The sequence below is a fragment of the Desulfobacterales bacterium genome (assembly GCA_034520365.1).
Lineage (GTDB): Bacteria > Desulfobacterota > Desulfobacteria > Desulfobacterales > Desulfosalsimonadaceae > M55B175.
The window spans coordinates 108149-126258 of record JAXHNP010000003.1; the positions used below are offsets into that span (position 1 = coordinate 108149).

An 18110-nucleotide genomic window follows, 5' to 3' on the forward strand; every position below is an offset into this window, starting at 1 on the left:
ATTGGTTAGATAGAAAATGACGAATAATCTGCCGCGGATTACTCTGCCGCAGACGATTTCAGTTCCTCAAAAAGATCCCCGACCGTCCCGCTTCGCAGAATCTCATCGAATTGGGAGCGGTAGCTCTTGATCAGGCTGACGCCATTGATTTCAACATCATATACCTTCCACTGACTGCCGGCCGAATAAAACTTATACAGGACATTGGCGGTCGTATCCTCGGTTTCCACATCCATGGGGACATAAATTTTGCTCCCCTTTTTGTAAGCGGAATGATAAACAACCTCCTGATCCGCATACAGCGTGGTTTTATCAAGATAAGAGGCTTTTAAGCGCTCCACAAAGAGATCAATGAATTTCTCCTGCTCCGATTCAGACAGGCGCGCCCAGTTGGTTTTACCCAGCGTCAGCTTGGCCATCAACTCAAAATCAATGACCGGCTCCACAATGGCCATGATCTTGTCTTTTTTCCCCGCCTCGGCCATGTCCGCTTTTTCGAGCACTGTCAGCACCGCGTCAATTTTATTCTTCATCAACTGAGAAACATCCTCGGCGTCCTCAGCCATGACCGGGGCAGCCGCCGCACATGCCAGCAGCATAAAAACTGTCCATAAACAAATAAATTTTCGCATCTTATTCCTCGACCTCTCTTTTACGATTTTGTTCATACGCGTTACGAAATAAAATATACATATCCATGGCGTCCTTGCTAAAGCTTTCGTACTGACCAAGACTTAGCGACGTTTGGTTCACGATCCGAAAGACCGGGGCGCCTGCGGAAATATAAATATCCGGAACGTAATAGACCGGGTCCAGATAATCATCCGGCACCGCACCCAGGGTATCTCTGAAATTCGAAGGCCCCAGTAAGGGCAGAACCAAATGAAATCCCCCGCTTAGCCCGTAATGGCCCAATGTCTGACCGAAATCCTCTTCCTTCGGCGTTAAATTGAAGCCCTCTTTTGCCGGATCCATAAATCCGGCAATCCCCAGCGTTGAATTTACCGAAAACCTGGCTGTTTCAATACCGGCTGCCGCCAATTTTAACTGCAGCAGATTGTTGGCAAACCGGACCGGAAACCCTAAATTGTCGAAAAACCGGCGGATGCACTGTCTGGCAAACTTTGGCATCACAGCCCCATAGGCCCGGGCACTGGGTTTTAACACCCAGAAATAAAGCCGGTCATTTACCCGGGTCATGATCCGGTTATACCCGATCAAAGGATCAAACACCCCTGGTTCGTCTTCAGACTCAAACTCCTCGAATTCGTCAAACCCGCCGAATTCAGAATCTTTTTCGCCGCTGATCGCCGGCTCGGCTTGACTAAGGGGATCTCCTGACACTGTTTTCCAATGCCTGGGCGTCTCTTCCGCCACTGCGGGAAAGCCCCCCATGATAATGCTCCAGAGTGCTGCAAGCAGAACGAGTTTAGCGCCTATAGAGATAAACAGCTGCCATCTGCATTCGTATTCTTCTCGTATCCGCTGCCCCATGGATAACCCTGTTATTCGGTTTTCATCGATCCGTTTGGTATGATTATCATAATCATGTAAATCCCCGCGGTCCATTAATTTTTCGCTTCGCATGAGCCGGGGTTTTGAAACTCCCCGCACAGGCTTTGGGCATCAGCTGTTCCGCAGCTCATCGGCAATCTGATTCACATCCGCCATTGTTTTTTCAACATCCATTGCCAAAAGCTGCCGATCCTTCATAACCAGCCGGCCGTTAATCATTGTCGCAGCCACGTCGCTGCCGCCTGCGGCATACACCAGGTGCGAATAGATATTATACATGGGCGTTAAATGCGGTTTTTGGGTGTCAATCACAATCAAATCGGCTTTTTTGCCTGTTTCCAGCGATCCCGTGACCTGATCCAGCCCCAGCACCCGGGCCGCATCAATGGTCGCCATCCGGACCACCGTTTTGGCATCCATCACCGTGGGATCCAGGCGGCTGACCTTGTGAATCTTGGCCGCCGTATCCATTTCCGCAAACATATCCATATCATTGTTGCTGGTGCAGCCATCCGTGCCCAGTCCCACGCATACCCCGGCATCCAGGAGTTTGGGCACCGGCGCGATCCCGGAGGCCAGTTTCATATTGCTCTCCGGGTTATGCGATACTTTCACATCATTGTCTTTCAGCAGCACGATATCCGCATCCGACAACACCACACAGTGACAGGCCACCAGCCGGGGAGAGAGCACGCCGACATCGGAAAGATAGGCCACCGGGCTTTTGCCATACGCGGCGCGGATCTTCCCGGCTTCGCTTTCGGTTTCCGCCACATGGATAATGAGCGGCACATGATTTTCACGGGATATGGCCGCGGCCTTTTCCAGAAGATCGGGCGCACACAGATAGGTCGAATGCGGCTCCACAGCCACCGTGATCAGGGCATCATCCCGCCATTTGGAGATGAGATCTTCGGTATAGGCAAACCCGTTTTCAAGGACCCCGTAATTGGGCGACGGAAAATCATAGAGCACCTCGCCCACCACGGCCCGGACCCCTGCGGCTTTGGCCGCCTCGGCCACCGCATCCTCAAAAAGATACATATCGGAAAAACAGGTGGTACCGGAAAGTATCATCTCCGCGCAGGCAAGCAGCGCCCCGGCATAGACCTTGTCCGCATTCAAACGGGCTTCTGCCGGAAAAATATAATGGTTTAACCAGGTCATGAGATCCAGGTCATCGGCAAGCCCGCGGAAGCAGGTCATGGCCGCATGGGTGTGCGTATTGATCAGGCCCGGCATGATGATGCCGCCCCGGGCATCAATCCTTGTGCCTACTGCGGCATCCAAAAATTCAGAAGCCGGCCCGATATCGCAAATCGCGTCACCGGAAATGGCCACGGCGCCGTTTTCGATGACCGTATCCTGACCATCCACAGTCAAAACGGTGCCGTTTGTGACAAGGGTATCAATCGGTTTCATGGACTGAAAGCTCGCTTGCGATGGCTTGGATGATTTGCGCATGCCGGGGGGCGGCATTTCTGGCCACCTCGATGATCGCCGCTACAGTTGCCGGCTCCGGCTGGTCCGGATCATTGACATTGGTGATGGTGGAAAGGCCGATGATCCGCATACCGGCATGAACCCCGGCGATTGCCTCCATAACAGTGGAAAAACCGACCGCATCCCCGCCGATACGCCTTAAAAAGCGCGTTTCCGAAAGCGTTTCCAAAGACGGCCCCTTAAGGCCGATATAGACACCCTTTTGCAAAGAAAAGCCCTTTTCTTTAGCCGTTTTCTCGGCAATTTGCATGAGAGCCGGATCATAGACCCTTATCATATCCGGAAACCGGATTCCCCACTGGTCGACATTCGGTCCAATCAGTGGGTTTTCCCCGGTCATATTGATATGATCCGTTATCAGCATAATGTCTCCGTCCGAAAAATCCAGATTGATCCCGCCGGCTGCATTGGAGAGTACCAGGGTATGAACCCCCATGGCCTGCATCACCCGAATGGGAAAAGTAACAGAGGCGGGGGAATAGCCCTCATAGAGATGAAACCGTCCCTGCATGGCCAGAATCCTCTGGCCGTAGAGTTCGCCGGCCACGAGCTTGCCGTAATGGCTCTCGACGGTTGATACCGGAAAGTTGGGTATATCCCGGTAATCAACGGCGACAACCCCCTCCAGGTCCCGGATGCTTTCCCCGAGACCGGTTCCGGTCATGATCCCGATTTCCGCGCCTGATATGAATGATCGCAAATATCGGGCGGCTTCTTCAACCTGTGCTTGATAGGCGGACATACTTTATCTCCAGGAATCTAAAAATATTTATTTTAATTCGGGCATCCGGTTTCGTCAAGCAGTGTTTGTGTACGTTCCACGGCTAATTTGTTCTGTATCCAAATCGAAATCGAAATCGCTATCGGGATCGGGATCGAAATCGAAAAAATATGACCCTTAAACACGAAAAACTGGATGTCTATCGCCTTTCAATAGGCTACGTTGCATGGGTTTACGAGAAGGCCGACAGCCTGAACGGAGTCCATCGGCCCACCCGGGATCAATGGCTTCGGGCCAGCCAGTCGATACCGCTCAATATCGCCGAAGGTAATGGCAAGACCGCGGAAGCCAACCGAAGGCGTTATTTCGAAATCGCTCGTGGCTCCGCGCTTGAGTGCGCGGCGATTTAAGATGTGCTGGTTGTCGGCAAGGCGCTGGACAAGATGGAAAGCCGGAACCGCAAGGATGAACTCGACCGTATGGCCGCGATGCTCAGCCGTCTCGGCGGAAGAGGATACCAAGTTCGAGAGGATCAGGAAGTCTACAGTGTCGATTTCGATCCCGATAGCGATTTCGATCCCGATTTCGATCCCGATAGCGAAGAAAACGAATCCCAACCTTAGCGTTAACAGGACCGGGGGTATGGATTTGGCGTTAGAACAAATTAGCCGTGGTTTGCGTTCAAGTGCATAGACGAAGCCGGAACAAGGCGGAAACCGGAACTCTATTGACAACACCGGGGGATTATGGAAGAGGTATTAAACATATGAATATCGAAATATCAGTGGACATCTGTCAGGCGGCATGATAATTTTTGTACCTTTTAAATTTTATTTTCTCTTCAGCAACGGCCGTTTTGGATTCACCGTTTGCTGATAAGTTTTTTTCCAATATTGATGCGGGAGTGAGCCAATGTTTGAAGCGATTTTGATGATGGGCGGACTGGGGATAATCATCGGCTCCTGTCTGGCACTGGCGTCGAAAGTTTTTTACGTCTATGTTGATCCAAAGGTTGTTGAAATCGATGAACTCCTGCCCGGGGCCAATTGCGGGGGATGCGGCTATCCCGGCTGCGGCGCCAACGCGGAGGCCGTTGTGGCGGGCGAATCACCGCCGACTTCCTGTGTGGCCGGAAGTGCTGAACTGGCTGAACAGATCGCAGCGGTGCTCGGCCTGAGTATCGAGGCTAAAGAGCCGGATATTGCCCGGCCCGGCTGCACCTACGGAGTAGATGAGGCGGCACTCAAATACCGCTACCAGGGCCTTAGCAAATGCCAGGCAGCTGCCATGCTTTATGGGGGGATGAAGGAATGCCATATCGGGTGTCTGGGGTTGGGCTCCTGCATGACCGCCTGCCCGTTCGACGCCATTACCATGGGCGAGGATCACCTGCCGAAAGTGGACGAGAATAAATGCACCGGCTGCGGCACGTGCGAACGGGTATGCCCCAAAAATATTATCAAACTTTCCTCGGTGACGCGCCGGATTTTAAAGGAATACACCACGGAATACTGCACCACGCCCTGCCAGCGCGCCTGTCCGGCGGGCATCAACATCTGTGAATACATCCGCCAGATCACCCTTGGCGACTATCATAAATCCGTTCAGGTGATCAAGGAGCGCAACCCCTTTCCCACGGTGATCGGCAGAATCTGCCCGCGGCCCTGTGAAACCGAATGCCGACGCAATTTAGCCGATGAACCCGTGGCCATTAACTACCTGAAGCGTTTTGTGGCCGATTATGAAAGAGAAACCGGCACGCGGGTCCAGCCCTACAAAGCCCCGGCAACTCACCGGTCCATCGCTGTGATCGGCGGCGGGGCGGCGGGCCTTTCCACCGCATTTTTTGCCGCCCGACTGGGCCATGCGCCCACGGTTTTTGAGGCCACCGACCAGGCGGGCGGGCTTCTCAGAACCGCCATTGCCCAGTATCGCCTGCCGCCGGAAATACTTGACTGGGATATTGACGGGATTTTGGAAATGGGCGTCACCATGCAGACCAACCGGGTGCTGGGCCGGGATTATACCCTAGCCGGACTTTTGCGCAAGGGCTACGAAGCTGTCTATCTGGCTGCCGGCGGCTGGGACAGCCGTATTGAGCGGATCAAGGACGCGCCCATGGAAGAGGCGATTCCCGGCACCTATCTCTTGATTGATCTGATGAAAACAGGGCTTGATAATAAAAGCCGCCTTAAGATTAAATCCGATATGGTGCTGACAGATACCGGCCCGCTTACCGAAGAGGCCATCAATATCTGCCGCCATCTCGGGGCTGAAAATATCACCATCCTTTGCCAGGCCTCCCGGGATAAGGCCGGTATAGCGGAGGCGGCCATTGACTCGCTGGAAGCGGAAGGCGTTCATTTTGTTTTTAATTCAGCGGTGGCATCGCTTGTTGGCGAGGAAGACCGCCTGACGGGGATTGAATCAATTGCCCTCACCAGCAGGGAAACCCGGATAATCCCTGCTGAGACCCTGATCCTTGAATCAGGACGCCTGCCGGAACTGATATTTACCGTCCCGCAGCCGGAAACCGATGGGGAAACGCCGGCCGAAACACCCGAAGCTGAGGCTAAAACCGCCGGGCCGCTCAAATGGATCGGCATTCCGCCGACTAAAAATCCGATAGACGGCAAGCGCTCCATCGGCCTGCTCTCAAGCGCGGATGCGGTGACCGACTTTAGTGCAGCCATCCGGGCGATTGCCGCCGGGCGGCGGGCGGCGGCCGCCATTCACAAACGGATGTACGGGATTGAATTGGACCTGCCGGCGCATGTGATCAGCTGCGATACGATGCTGCAAACTGTCAGCCGGCTTGACGAAGAGATATCCCCGGCGGCCCGGCAAATTATGCCCATGTGCCGGGTCACTGACGTACCGGCCTATTGCCGGGAAATCGAAAAAGGATTTACGGAAGAAATGGCCCGGGAAGAAGCCAACCGCTGCCTTCAGTGCGGCGTCATCTGCTACTCCGGCGCCGAAGCCGCCGGATAAACAAACATCAATCCGAAAAACAGGCTGGCGGCGTCTCGTTATCTTCCGCCCGCCTGAAATATAAGGCGGAAAGTTTTTCATGGCTTTAGAAGAAGGCATTGTCACCCGGGCAAACGGGGAGACAGCCTTTATCACGACCCGACGAACCACTGCCTGCGAAGGCTGCTCCGAGCGCCATGTCTGCCACAGCACGGGCAATGTCAAGGAGATCGAAATCGAAGTGGCCAACCCGCTGGGGGCAAAACCGGGCGACACGGTATTGGTGGCATTCAAAACCAGCCAGCTCGTAACCCTCTCGTTTATGCTCTACGTCTTCCCCATCATCGCCATGGTGATTGGTGCGCTTTTCGGCAATTCCGTGGCTGAAAACTTTAGCGGCGATCCCTCCATTTTTGCCGCGGTCTTCGGGTTCCTGTTCTTCGGCATAGCCATGTCCGTCATTAAATTAAAGGACAATCAGGCCAAAAAAACCGGTCAGTATCGTCCGGTAATTACGGAAATCAAAAAAAAAGGCCCGCCCAAAGAAACCGACCCGCTATCCGGATGCACGGTGTGCCGCCCGGACTAGTGCCCATCACCCGGCAGCGGATATTCAAACACCACCCCGTCGTAATTCTTAACCAGTAGGCTGTCTTCGCGGATTTGCTTGATATACTCGGGCAGCAGCGGAATTTTGCCCCCGCCGCCGGGCAGGTCGATCATGTATTGGGGAACCCCCATGCCGGAAATCCGGCCCCTTAGCTCCCGCATGATATGAAGGCCGTCTGCAATGCTTGTCCGAAAGTGCCGGGTGCCTTCCACCGGATCGGCATGATGCAGATAATAGGGGCGGATGCGGTTTCTTAAAAGCATACGCATGAGCTGCATCATGGTTTCCGCATCGTCATTTACCCCTTTTAACAGCACAGTCTGACTGCCCAGAGGGATGCCGGCATCAGCGAGCCGCCGGCAGGCGGCCGCTGCCTCGGGGGTCATTTCTGACGGATGATTGAACTGGACATTTAAATAAAGCGGCGCATATTCAGCCAGAAGGCTGACCAGGGCGGGTGTGATCCGCTGCGGCAGGGTGCAGGGGGCGCGCGAGTGGATTCGTATAAGATCCACGTGCCCTATATGTTTTAAATCCGTTAAAATTTCCGCCAGCCATTCATCTGAAACAAGCAGCGGATCGCCGCCGGACAGGATCACTTCTTTGATGGCGGTCTGCTGCCGGATGTAGTCAAGCCCCTGCCCCACGGATTCCCGGGTGATCCGCTGATTTTTCCCCGTCCCGCGTTTGCGCATGCAGTGCCGGCAATACATGGCGCACTGATTCGATATCATAAACACCACGCGATCCGGATACCGATGGATGAGATGCGGCACCGGCGACTGCGGCTCTTCCGCCAGCGGATCCGGTAAAAGCGCCGGATCTTCATCCAACTCGGCCAAATCCGGCACGGCCTGCCGCCATAAAGGAGCCCCGGCGGATTGAATGACGGATAAAAAATAGGGGTTGATGCGCATGGGATATTTCTGGACCACCCGGCGCACCGCATCCGGATCAACGGACAGATGGCCGGCCAGGCGATCCGCAGAAGTAATGCTTTCCGCCAAAAGCGTCCGCCAATCAGAGGCATTGTAAATAGCATTCCGGCCAGCGGTCAAACCACCCCCAACCAATTTTTGAAAGGCATCGATAAAAAGGCTGACAAACGGGCGGTTTCAGCAAAAGGAATTATCTGCATAAGCCCACGCCATGAATAATCGCACCGCATTCCGGGCACTGGTTTCTCTGGATGCGGTTTTCTGATACAAAAAATCCCCGCCGATCCATCAGTCGGCAGCCGCATTGATAACAATATGTGCATTCGCCGGCCTCGCCCGGGACATTGCCGGTATAGACATACTTAAGCCCCGCATCAATCCCGATCTGCCGGGCTTGGAGAAGAGTTTGAACCGGGGTGGGCGGCCGGTCGGTAAGCTGGTAGCAGGGATGGAAGCGGCTCACATGCCAAGGGGTCTCGCTGCCCAGATCACTGGCAATAAATCCGGCCAGTTTTTCAAGCTCCGCCGGATCATCGTTTAGACCCGGGATGATAAGCGTTGTCACCTCGACAAAAATATCCAGGGTCTTCATCTGGCGCAGTGTCTCCATAACCGGCAAAAGCCTTGCACTGCATATGGATTTATAAAAATCTTCGGAAAATGCCTTAAGATCCACATTGGCCGCATCCAGATACGGACAGATCATCTCCAGCGCCTGTTCCGACATATACCCGTTAGTGACAAAAATGTTTTTAAGCCCGCGCTGATGGCCCAATTTGGCCGTATCCAGAGCGAGTTCAAAAAAGACGGTGGGTTCGGTATAGGTATAGGCAATGGATTTGCATCCCGCGGCCCGGGCCTCAGCCACCATCCCCTCAGGAGTGGCTCGGCTGCCGGCAATGCGGCCCTGATGGTCGCTGGCCATATGGGCAATATCTGCGTTCTGGCAGAACCGGCATCTGAAATTGCAGCCCGCCGTGCCGATGGAATAGGCCAAGGTGCCGGGGAAAAAATGAAACAGGGGTTTTTTTTCAATGGGATCCACGTGCCGGGCAATGATCCGGTCATAGACCCGCGTGCGTAATACCCCGCCCCGATTTTCCCGGACATTACAAATCCCCAGCCGGCCGTCCTTGATCACGCAATGGTGACGGCAGAGATAGCATTGAACCTTTTTGTCGTCTTGTTTTTCGTAGAGTTTGGCTTCCATCGGGGCTCCTCCGGGACAATAAGCCGGGACAGCACGCTCCCCGGTTATTCCGAAGACGCGGCCCTCTCCGTTTGGTTCGGCAGCCCATGGGTGCCGGTTGAATGGCCGGGACAGGAAACCACTTGCTTGGCGGGGTTGGCCCGGTTCGATACCACCTTCAGGGCAAGGGGGGTGGTTCTGAATTTAGGAACCGGCAGGGCCATAATGCCGGCAAACGCCCCGAAAGGAATCTTCTGCACCATTTTCGAGGACTCCAGCCGGTAAACAAACGGATGGGTGCGCCCGGGCAGCAGGCAAACCGTGCGCCAGAACATGGGCACATCACCGATAAGCATTCGAAACAGATGTTTGACGTCCCCGATGCTCAAAAACCGGGCCTGACTGTATACCGTCGGCCTGAATATGGACTTGATCCGCCGGTTGATCGATTTTAAGGCGTATTTGTTCAGCACCCCCACAAATACCCCGTCCTTTGCCACCCGGCAGGCCTCTGCCAACGCCTTCCTCGGATCATCGACGAATTCCAGGGTTAAGCACAAAACGGCATAATGAAAATAATTGTCGTCAAATGGCAGGTCTTCTGCATACGCCCGGTGGAGATCCACCCGATGGCCCAGCTTGGCGTGGGCAATATCGAGCATAGACGGGGAGGCATCCACGCCGGTTAAATAGGCGCCCTTGTCCATAAAAGGCAGCAGACTATGCCCGGTGCCGCATCCGATATCGATCAGCCGCTTGCCGCACAGGGGCTGAATCATCTCGAGCATCACCCGGTTTTCCAGCTCCAGGGTCACCTGGTTTTCCCGCTGGTTTAACCACTCATCGTAGGCCTGGGCCTCTTTATGATCAAAGACATATCCCATAATAAATCTTTGTAATGAAAACCCACGGCTTTTTCAAGACCAAACCCCGGGCTTCTAAGTAACTTCACGGGTTTTAGGTTTTGGGTATTAGGTATTAGGTGTAAAATTAAAGTGTTCAGGTTTCAGTGTTCAGTGTTCAGGCATACAAGAATTTTGGCTCGCTCGCATAATATTTCCTGAAACCTGAAACCTGAAACCTATTATTCTTTTTTCCCTCAGCGCCTTTAAAGTTACTTTTACGCTCGGGTCCGGGCAAACGGCCCGGGGAAATACCTCCAAAGTCCCGCCGCATAGCCTGTTTTTACTTTTTGCGCTTGTTTCTCCCCGGTTCTGTTGTTAGATTTATGGCGTTTGAATGAACCTGCGCCGCTTCGGCAGAAAGTGGAAATTCCATGCGATTTGATAAATACCACGGATTGGGAAATGACTACGTTGTAATGGATCCGGCGGAGTGCGGCCATGAAATGCCGGGCAGGCGGATTCGGCTTATCTGTCACCGGAACTACGGCCTCGGCGCAGACGGCATCCTGCTCGGGCCGTTTATGGATGAAGCCGCGGATGCCGGGGTCCGGATTTTCAACCCGGACGGCAGTGAGGCGGAGAAAAGCGGAAACGGGCTCCGCATTTTTGCCAGATACCTCTGGGATCGCGGCATGGTCAAAAATCCTCATATCACCATTAAAACCGCCGGCGGCATTGTGCACAGCCGAAAGGATGCTTCCGGGTTGATCAGCGTGGACATGGGCAAAATCACCTTTCTAAGCGATGAAATCCCCGTTGCCGGGCCATCCCGGGAAGTCATTCAGGAAGAAATCCGGATCGGGGAAACGCCCCTCACTATCTCCGCCGCCGGAATCGGCAATCCGCACTGCGTGATTTTAAAAACGGAAATCTCTGAAAAAGAAACACGGGCCCTGGGCCCTCAATTGGAAACCCATGCGCTGTTTCCCAATCGGACCAATGTGCAATTCGTAAAGCCCCTGGATCGCTCAAATATCCGGATCGAAATCTGGGAACGGGGGGCGGGCTATACGCTGGCTTCGGGCAGCAGCAGCGCAGCGGCCGCCGCCGTGGCCCACCGCCTGGGCGTCTGCGATCCGGATGTCACGGTCCATATGCCCGGCGGCAATCTAACGATCCACATAAATCCGGACCAGCAGGTCAGCCTGAAAGGGCCGGTCATCCGGGTCGCGGAAGGCGTCCTTCATGCGGAACTTTTTGACCAGCAGCTGCCGGAACAAACCGAAACCAGCCATATCGATTAAAAAATGACGGAATTCTTTCAAGTCACCCCCATTGAAACGGTTTTTGAATACATGCCCCGGTTTTCCGGGATGGATACGGAAAAGGTCCCGCTGTTTTCCGCCAGCAGCCGAATCCTTGCGGAAAACATAATCCCGGCAACCGATTATCCGGATTTTAACCGCGCCACCATGGACGGCTACGCGGTGAAAGCCGAGGCAACATTCGGCGCCTCCGAAGCCAATCCGGTGTATCTTTCTCTTGCCGGCAGTATCGCCATGGGTGAGACGCCGTCAGCCGGTATCCGCCCGGAGGAGACCATGGCCATCTCCACCGGCGGCATGCTGCCAAACGGGGCGGACGGTGTGGTCATGCGCGAATATGTCACCCAGCTCGATCATGCCACCATAGAAATCGTGCGAAGCCTTGCCCCCTGGTCAAACGTGATCGCCGCGGGAGAAGATATGAAGGCGGGCGAAACCGTAATCCCGGCCGGGACCCGGCTTCGGCCCCAGGAATTGGGAACCCTGGCAGCCCTGGGAAGAAACCCCATCCCTGTTTTTAAAAAGCCCTTGATCGGGATTATTTCCACCGGTGATGAGATACTTCCCATTGAAGCCATGCCAGCGTCCGGCCAGATCCGGGACATCAACACCTATACCCTGGCGGGCATGGTCGAAAACTGCGGCGGCCGCTTCCGATCTTACGGGATCATTGCCGATGATGCCCAAGCATTACACGACGTATGTCTCCGGGCAATGACGGAGGTGGATATGCTCCTGATCTCCGGCGGCAGCTCAGTGGGCACCCGGGATATAACCATCCAGGCCGTCTCTGACCTGCCGGATGCGGAGATACTCGTGCACGGCATTCCGTTAAGCCCCGGAAAACCGACAATTCTTGCCAGGTCCGGGCGGCTCCCGATCTGGGGCCTTCCCGGCCAGGTGACATCGGCCATGATCGTATTTGACCGGGTGGTCCGCCGGTTTATCGAATACGCATCCGGCCTGGACATGGCCCTGACAAACCCGGACATCCGGGTCCCGGCTACCCTGACCCGAAATCTCAATTCCACGCCGGGCCGCACGGATTATATACGGACCCGGCTTACGGCAAGTGATAACGGCTATATGGCCGAGCCCATCCTTGGCAAATCCGGACTCATCCATACCATGATCAAGGCGGACGGCCTGATTGAAATCGACATGAATACCGAGGGGCTTGAAAAAGGCGCCCGGGTTAACGTCATACTATTCAGATAAGAGATGTACTGGTTATGAGCAGCCACAAGCGAAACATTTATCTGCAGAAAAAACCCCTTGAAGACGCCAGAAAGACCATTCTGGACGCTTTTGCCGAAACATCCCCGGCCAGACAATGGATTCCGGTAACAGAATCCGTGGGCCGGGTGCTTGCCGAACCCGTATTTGCGGCCGTTTCATCCCCCAATTTTCACGCGGCCGCCATGGACGGGGTGGCGGTGAAAGCGGCCGATACGTTCGGGGCCGCCGAAACCCGCCCCTTGAAGCTTCAGGCGGGCCGCACCGCATTTCCGGTCAACACCGGCCATATCATGCCCGAAGAAACGGATGGGGTGATCATGATCGAGCAGATCAACTGGCTGGAAAATGACTGGATAGAAATTGAAGCCCCGGTCTACCCGTGGCAGAATGTCCGTAAAATGGGTGAGGATATTGTGGCCACCGAACTGGTGTTTCCCCGCAATCACAAGATCACGCCCCATTGTCTGGGGGCGCTTATCACTGCCGGAATCTCAAGTGTCTATGTCTTTAAAAAACCAACCGCCCTTATCCTGCCTACAGGCTCCGAACTGGTTGACCTGGCGGCAGTTGACCCGCCAACTCTGGCGCCCGGCAAAATTCTGGAATCAAACTCCCACATGCTGGGCCGGATGGTGGAAGCCTGCGGCGGGAGCTACCGGCGGCATGATATCGTGGCGGATGATACCCAAACCATCCGCGCGGCCATAGAGGATGCGGATAGCGCGGATATTGATCTCATCCTGATTCTGGGCGGATCATCGGCCGGCTCTGAGGATTATGCCCGGGCGGTGATTGAAGAGCTCGGATCTGTGCTGGTGCACGGGGTTACCATGATGCCCGGAAAACCCGTTATCGCCGGCAGCATCAACGGCAAGCCGGCATTCGGCATGCCCGGCTATCCGGTATCGGCCATTATTGCCTTTGAACAGCTGATCCGGCCCCTTATCCACCAGATGATCCGTCAGCCGGAACCCGAAACCCGGCGCATCCATGCGCTGTCCACCCGAAAGCTTGCTTCCAAGCTCGGCGTGGAGGAATTTATCCGGGTCAAACTCGGGCAGGTAGGGGACAATATCGTGGCCACCCCCCTGCCCCGGGGAGCGGGCTGCATTACAAGCTTTACAGAAGCCGACGGCATCATCAGAATTCCAAGCGCCGTTGAAGGCATAGACGCCAACACCCCGGTTCCCGCAGAACTCCTCCGGCCATTACCCAGCATCTACAACACCCTGGTCTGCGTGGGCAGCCATGACAACAGCCTGGATATTATTTCGGATATGATCCGGGAAAAAAGCAGCCAAACAAGCCTTTCCTCGAGTCACGTGGGCAGCATGGGCGGCCTCATGGCAATTAAAAAAGGACTTTGCCATATTGCCGGCACCCATCTGCTTGATACATCGGATGGAAGTTATAATATTTCATATATAAAACAGTATCTGCCAGAGCGATGCGTTCACCTGATCCACCTGGTAAAACGGGATCAGGGCCTGATCGTCCGGCCCGGGAATCCGAAAAAAATAAAGGATATCAAAGACCTTGCCCGCCCGGAGGTTCAGTTTATGAACCGCCAGGGGGGATCCGGCACACGGATTCTTCTGGATTACCGCTTAAATGAACTGGGGCTTAAGCCGGCGGATATCGCAGGCTATTTCAATGAAGAATATACCCATATGGCGGTGGCCGTGGCCGTTTTGAGCGGGGCCGCGGACGCGGGCTTAGGCATTTATGCCGCGGCCAAAGCCTTGAACCTTGAATTTATACCCGTGGTCACCGAATCCTATGAACTGGTGATACCGGATGAATTCATCGAAAAGCCGGAAATCCGGCTTCTATTTGACATCATCAATTCTGCGGAATTTAAATCCCGGGTGGCGGCGCTCGGGGGATATCATTTGGAAAACACCGGCACATGGATATGGAAAAACAGATGACATGATGCACTACGAATTGCTGGATCATACGGCGGATTTAGGGCTTCGCATCACCGCGGAGGATATCTACGAACTGTTTGAAGCCGCGGCGCACGCCATGTTTGACCAAATCGTGGACCGATCGGTATTAACCGGCGGAACAAAGGAGACCCTCACGGTATCCGGCATGGATAAACCGGATCTGCTGGTCAGTTGGCTGCGTGAGCTTCTGTATATCTGGAACGGCCGGGAGCGTCTGGTCAAGTGGGTCCATATTGAACAGATGGACGAGAGCCATATCGCGGCCAGCATCTGGCATGATCCGTTTGATCCGGCAACACATGAAATTTTAGCAGACATCAAGGCGGTGACCTATCACGGTGTTAATGTGGAACAGACGCCCAAAGAGTGGGTGGCCACTGTTATATTTGATGTATAATGTTATGGGTATTGGGGATTGGGTATTAGGTATTAGGTGGTAAAGATATGGAACTTATCCAAATTGATCCCTATCGCTGGGAGATAAAAAAAGCCGGCGCCATGCGGGTGCCCGCCCGGATTTATTCGAGCCGGAAGCTCATTGGGGCGGTTAAAAAGGATGAAACCTTCCGGCAGCTGGTCAACGTGGCCCAGCTGCCGGGAATTTTAAACGCAGCCCTGGCCATGCCGGATATCCATTGGGGCTATGGCTTCCCCATCGGCGGGGTGGCCGGATTTGACGTGGAAGAAGGGGTCATCTCCCCCGGCGGCGTGGGCTATGATATCAACTGCGGGGTGCGGCTGGCGGCCACACATATCACCCATGAGGAGATCAAGCCGCATCTGGAAACATTGATTTCCGCCCTTTACCAGAACATCCCCACCGGTGTGGGCGCCACCGGCCAGGTCAAGCTATCCAATACGGATCTGAAAAAAGTGTTGAAACAGGGCAGCCGATGGGCGGTTGCCCAGGGATTCGGCGAGGCGGCAGACATTGACCGCACAGAGGATCAGGGGTGCATGCCGGATGCGGATCCGGATGCGGTCACCCAAAAAGCCCTGGAGCGCGGCCGCAAACAGTTGGGCACCCTGGGATCCGGCAACCATTTTCTGGAAATCGGCGTGGTGGAAAAAATCCATGATCCGGCGGCCGCCGACGTCTTCGGCCTGGCCGAAGGATTGGTCACGGTGCTCCTGCATACCGGCTCCCGGGGGTTTGGCCACCAAACCTGCGACGATTTCCTGGCCACCATGACGAAAAACCGAACAATTGACGGCATGGAGCTGCCGGACCGCCAGCTGGCCTGTGCCAGGATTCAATCCGCGGCCGGGCAAAGGTATTACCGGGCCATGGCCTGTGCCGCCAATTTCGCCTGGGCCAACCGGCAGATCCTGATCCACAATACCCGGGAGACGTTTGAGCAGGTCCTGGGGATCGGCCCGCGGCAGTTGGGTATGCGACAGGTCTATGACATCTGCCATAATATCGCCAAATTTGAACAACACACGGTGGACGGACAATCCCGGCGCATCTGCGTGCACCGAAAGGGGGCCACACGGGCCTTTCCCCCAAATCATCCGGATCTCTGCGCAGAATACCAAAAAACCGGTCAGCCGATCCTGATTCCCGGGGATATGGGCACCGCATCCTATGTGCTTACCGGTACGCCAAATGCCATGGAAGAGACCTTCGGTTCCACCTGCCATGGAGCGGGGCGCGTCATGAGCCGAAAGGCGGCGAAAAAATCCGCCAGGGGCCGTTCACTTGAAAAAGAGCTTGCCGAAAAAGGCGTGATTACCCGGTGGACCGGTAGATCCACACTGGCTGAGGAAATGCCTGAAGCCTACAAGAATGTCACCGAAGTTGTGGATGTGGTGGCGGGCTCCGGGATATCGAAAATTGTGGCCAAGCTTCGGCCCATTGCGGTCATTAAGGGCTAAGGCGAAACAACCGAAAGACATACAAAGGAGGCATCAATGACACCGGAAATTTTCAGGGAGTATGATATCAGGGGCGTTGTGGACGAGCAGATCACGGATTCGGATGTTTTTCTGCTGGGCCGGGGCATTGGCACCTATCTGGCGGAACACGGCTGCCGGCATTTAACCCTGGGCCGGGACTGCCGGTTGAGTTCCGATCGATTCAATGAACAGATGATCAGAGGGCTTATTGCCAGCGGCTGCCACATCACTGATATCGGCGTCTGCCCCACACCGGTGCTCTATTTTTCAATCAGCCATTTCCAGCAGGAAGGCGGCGTGATGATCACGGCCAGCCATAATCCGCCGGAATACAACGGCTTCAAAGTATGCCTGGGCACAGACTCCGTGCACGGCCAGGAAATTCAGAAAATCCGGGAAATCATCGAAAAAGAAGCCTTTACAGACGGGGAAGGCAGCCGCAGCGAGGCGGATGCCATTACCCCCTATAAGCAGTATTTGACAGAGAACATCGAAGTGCCCAATACCATGCGCATCGGGGTGGATGCCGGCAACGGAACCGCCGGTGTTATAGCGGTCCCGATTTTAAAGGCGCTTAACTGTGAAGTGCATGACCTCTACTGTGAAATGGACGGCAATTTCCCCAACCATGAGGCCGATCCCACCGTGGCCGCCAATCTGGAAGACTTGATTGCCCTTGTCAAAGAGAAAAAACTCGACATCGGCATCGGCTATGACGGCGACGGGGACCGGATCGGGGTCATTGATGAAAACGGCGATATTATCTACGGCGATCAGCTAATGATTATCTTTTCGCGGGAAATCCTGACCCGCAAACCCGGCGCCACGTTTATCTCCGAGGTGAAATGCTCCAAAACCATGTATGATGATATTGAAAAAAACGGCGGCCGGGCGATTATGTGGAAAACCGGGCATTCGCTGATTAAAGAGAAGATGAAGGCTGAAAATGCCGAACTTGCCGGGGAAATGAGCGGCCATATGTTCTTTGCCGACCGGTATTTGGGGTATGATGACGCCATTTATGCCTCCGGCCGGCTCATCGAGATTCTCTCCCGCACCGGCCGGACCGTCTCCGACCTGCTCGCCGACGTGCCGCCGACTTTCAGCACCCCGGAAATCCGGGTGGAATGTCCGGACCATATCAAATTCAAAGTGGTCGAAAAACTCACCGAGGCGTTTCGAAAGGATTATAACGTGATTGATATTGACGGGGTGAGGGTCGTATTTGACGACGGCTGGGGCCTGGTGCGCGCGTCCAATACCCAGCCGGCGCTGGTGCTCCGGTTTGAAGCGCTGTCCCGGGAGCGGCTCGAAGAGATCAAGGATATGGTCGAAAAACGTCTCGCAGAGATTCAGGAATCTTTATAAATATATTTGATTATTACCATATTTATTTCTTGA

General features: G+C 54.7%; 17 protein-coding genes. 10 read left to right on the top strand and 7 right to left on the bottom strand.

The annotated features are described in order from the left end of the window. Positions 1 to 38 precede the first annotated feature (38 nt). The 4 genes from U5L07_03710 to U5L07_03725 are packed head-to-tail and all read right to left on the bottom strand — an operon-like array spanning position 39 to position 3760. Positions 39 to 599 (bottom strand): ABC transporter substrate-binding protein, encoded by a 561-nt coding sequence (locus U5L07_03710; protein MDZ7830837.1) that lies wholly within the window; start codon positions 597 to 599, stop codon positions 39 to 41. A 34-nt stretch (positions 600 to 633) separates the two neighbouring features. Next, positions 634 to 1587, bottom strand: coding sequence for a VacJ family lipoprotein (locus U5L07_03715; GenBank protein ID MDZ7830838.1), 954 nt, complete (start codon positions 1585 to 1587; stop codon positions 634 to 636). Positions 1588 to 1626: 39 nt separating this feature from the next. Next, complete coding sequence (locus U5L07_03720) at positions 1627 to 2937, bottom strand: amidohydrolase (GenBank protein ID MDZ7830839.1); 1311 nt, start codon at positions 2935 to 2937, stop codon at positions 1627 to 1629. Then, positions 2924 to 3760: a purine-nucleoside phosphorylase gene (locus U5L07_03725; protein MDZ7830840.1), complete on the bottom strand. Its 837-nt coding sequence runs from the start codon at positions 3758 to 3760 to the stop codon at positions 2924 to 2926. The genes U5L07_03720 and U5L07_03725 overlap by 14 nt, the downstream gene beginning before the upstream one ends. 149 nt (positions 3761 to 3909) lie before the next feature. On the opposite strand from U5L07_03725, the gene U5L07_03730 reads away from it, so the two are divergent. The 4 genes from U5L07_03730 (at position 3910) to U5L07_03745 (ending at position 7301) form a co-directional block, all read left to right on the top strand. Further along, positions 3910 to 4149 (top strand): four helix bundle protein, encoded by a 240-nt coding sequence (locus tag U5L07_03730; GenBank protein MDZ7830841.1) that lies wholly within the window; start codon positions 3910 to 3912, stop codon positions 4147 to 4149. A gap of 3 nt (positions 4150 to 4152) precedes the next feature. Beyond that, entirely contained in the window at positions 4153 to 4362 is a 210-nt protein-coding gene (locus tag U5L07_03735; GenBank protein ID MDZ7830842.1) for a hypothetical protein, read from the top strand. A 289-nt stretch (positions 4363 to 4651) separates the two neighbouring features. Beyond that, entirely contained in the window at positions 4652 to 6733 is a 2082-nt protein-coding gene (locus tag U5L07_03740) for an RnfABCDGE type electron transport complex subunit B (protein ID MDZ7830843.1), read from the top strand. A 79-nt stretch (positions 6734 to 6812) separates the two neighbouring features. Beyond that, on the top strand, positions 6813 to 7301 hold the full coding sequence (locus tag U5L07_03745) for a SoxR reducing system RseC family protein (protein ID MDZ7830844.1): 489 nt from the start codon (positions 6813 to 6815) through the stop codon (positions 7299 to 7301). Here the strand turns inward: U5L07_03745 and U5L07_03750 are convergent. The 3 genes from U5L07_03750 to U5L07_03760 form a co-directional block, all read right to left on the bottom strand. After that, positions 7298 to 8380 carry a KamA family radical SAM protein gene (locus U5L07_03750; GenBank protein ID MDZ7830845.1) on the bottom strand — a complete coding sequence of 361 codons (1083 nt, stop codon included), beginning with the start codon at positions 8378 to 8380 and terminating at the stop codon, positions 7298 to 7300. The two genes, U5L07_03745 and U5L07_03750, sit on opposite strands and share 4 nt — an antisense overlap. 70 nt (positions 8381 to 8450) lie before the next feature. Continuing rightward, positions 8451 to 9470: an AmmeMemoRadiSam system radical SAM enzyme gene (gene amrS, locus U5L07_03755; protein ID MDZ7830846.1), complete on the bottom strand. Its 1020-nt coding sequence runs from the start codon at positions 9468 to 9470 to the stop codon at positions 8451 to 8453. A 44-nt stretch (positions 9471 to 9514) separates the two neighbouring features. Further along, complete coding sequence (locus U5L07_03760; GenBank protein ID MDZ7830847.1) at positions 9515 to 10333, bottom strand: class I SAM-dependent methyltransferase; 819 nt, start codon at positions 10331 to 10333, stop codon at positions 9515 to 9517. A gap of 392 nt (positions 10334 to 10725) precedes the next feature. Here U5L07_03760 and dapF point away from each other — a divergent pair, with 392 nt between their 5' ends. The 6 genes from dapF to U5L07_03790 are packed head-to-tail and all read left to right on the top strand — an operon-like array spanning position 10726 to position 18077. Further along, positions 10726 to 11598: a diaminopimelate epimerase gene (dapF, locus tag U5L07_03765; GenBank protein ID MDZ7830848.1), complete on the top strand. Its 873-nt coding sequence runs from the start codon at positions 10726 to 10728 to the stop codon at positions 11596 to 11598. Positions 11599 to 11601: 3 nt separating this feature from the next. Beyond that, on the top strand, positions 11602 to 12837 hold the full coding sequence (gene glp, locus U5L07_03770; GenBank protein MDZ7830849.1) for a gephyrin-like molybdotransferase Glp: 1236 nt from the start codon (positions 11602 to 11604) through the stop codon (positions 12835 to 12837). Positions 12838 to 12851: 14 nt separating this feature from the next. Next, positions 12852 to 14789 carry a molybdopterin biosynthesis protein gene (locus tag U5L07_03775; protein ID MDZ7830850.1) on the top strand — a complete coding sequence of 646 codons (1938 nt, stop codon included), beginning with the start codon at positions 12852 to 12854 and terminating at the stop codon, positions 14787 to 14789. 4 nt (positions 14790 to 14793) lie between these two features. After that, positions 14794 to 15207, top strand: coding sequence for an archease (locus tag U5L07_03780; GenBank protein MDZ7830851.1), 414 nt, complete (start codon positions 14794 to 14796; stop codon positions 15205 to 15207). A 47-nt stretch (positions 15208 to 15254) separates the two neighbouring features. Then, positions 15255 to 16688, top strand: a complete 1434-nt coding sequence (locus tag U5L07_03785; protein MDZ7830852.1) for an RtcB family protein — start codon at positions 15255 to 15257, stop codon at positions 16686 to 16688. Between the two features lie 36 nt (positions 16689 to 16724). Then, a complete protein-coding gene (locus U5L07_03790; GenBank protein ID MDZ7830853.1) occupies positions 16725 to 18077 on the top strand; it encodes a phosphomannomutase/phosphoglucomutase in 1353 nt (450 codons plus the stop codon). The last annotated feature ends 33 nt before the right edge of the window (positions 18078 to 18110 follow it).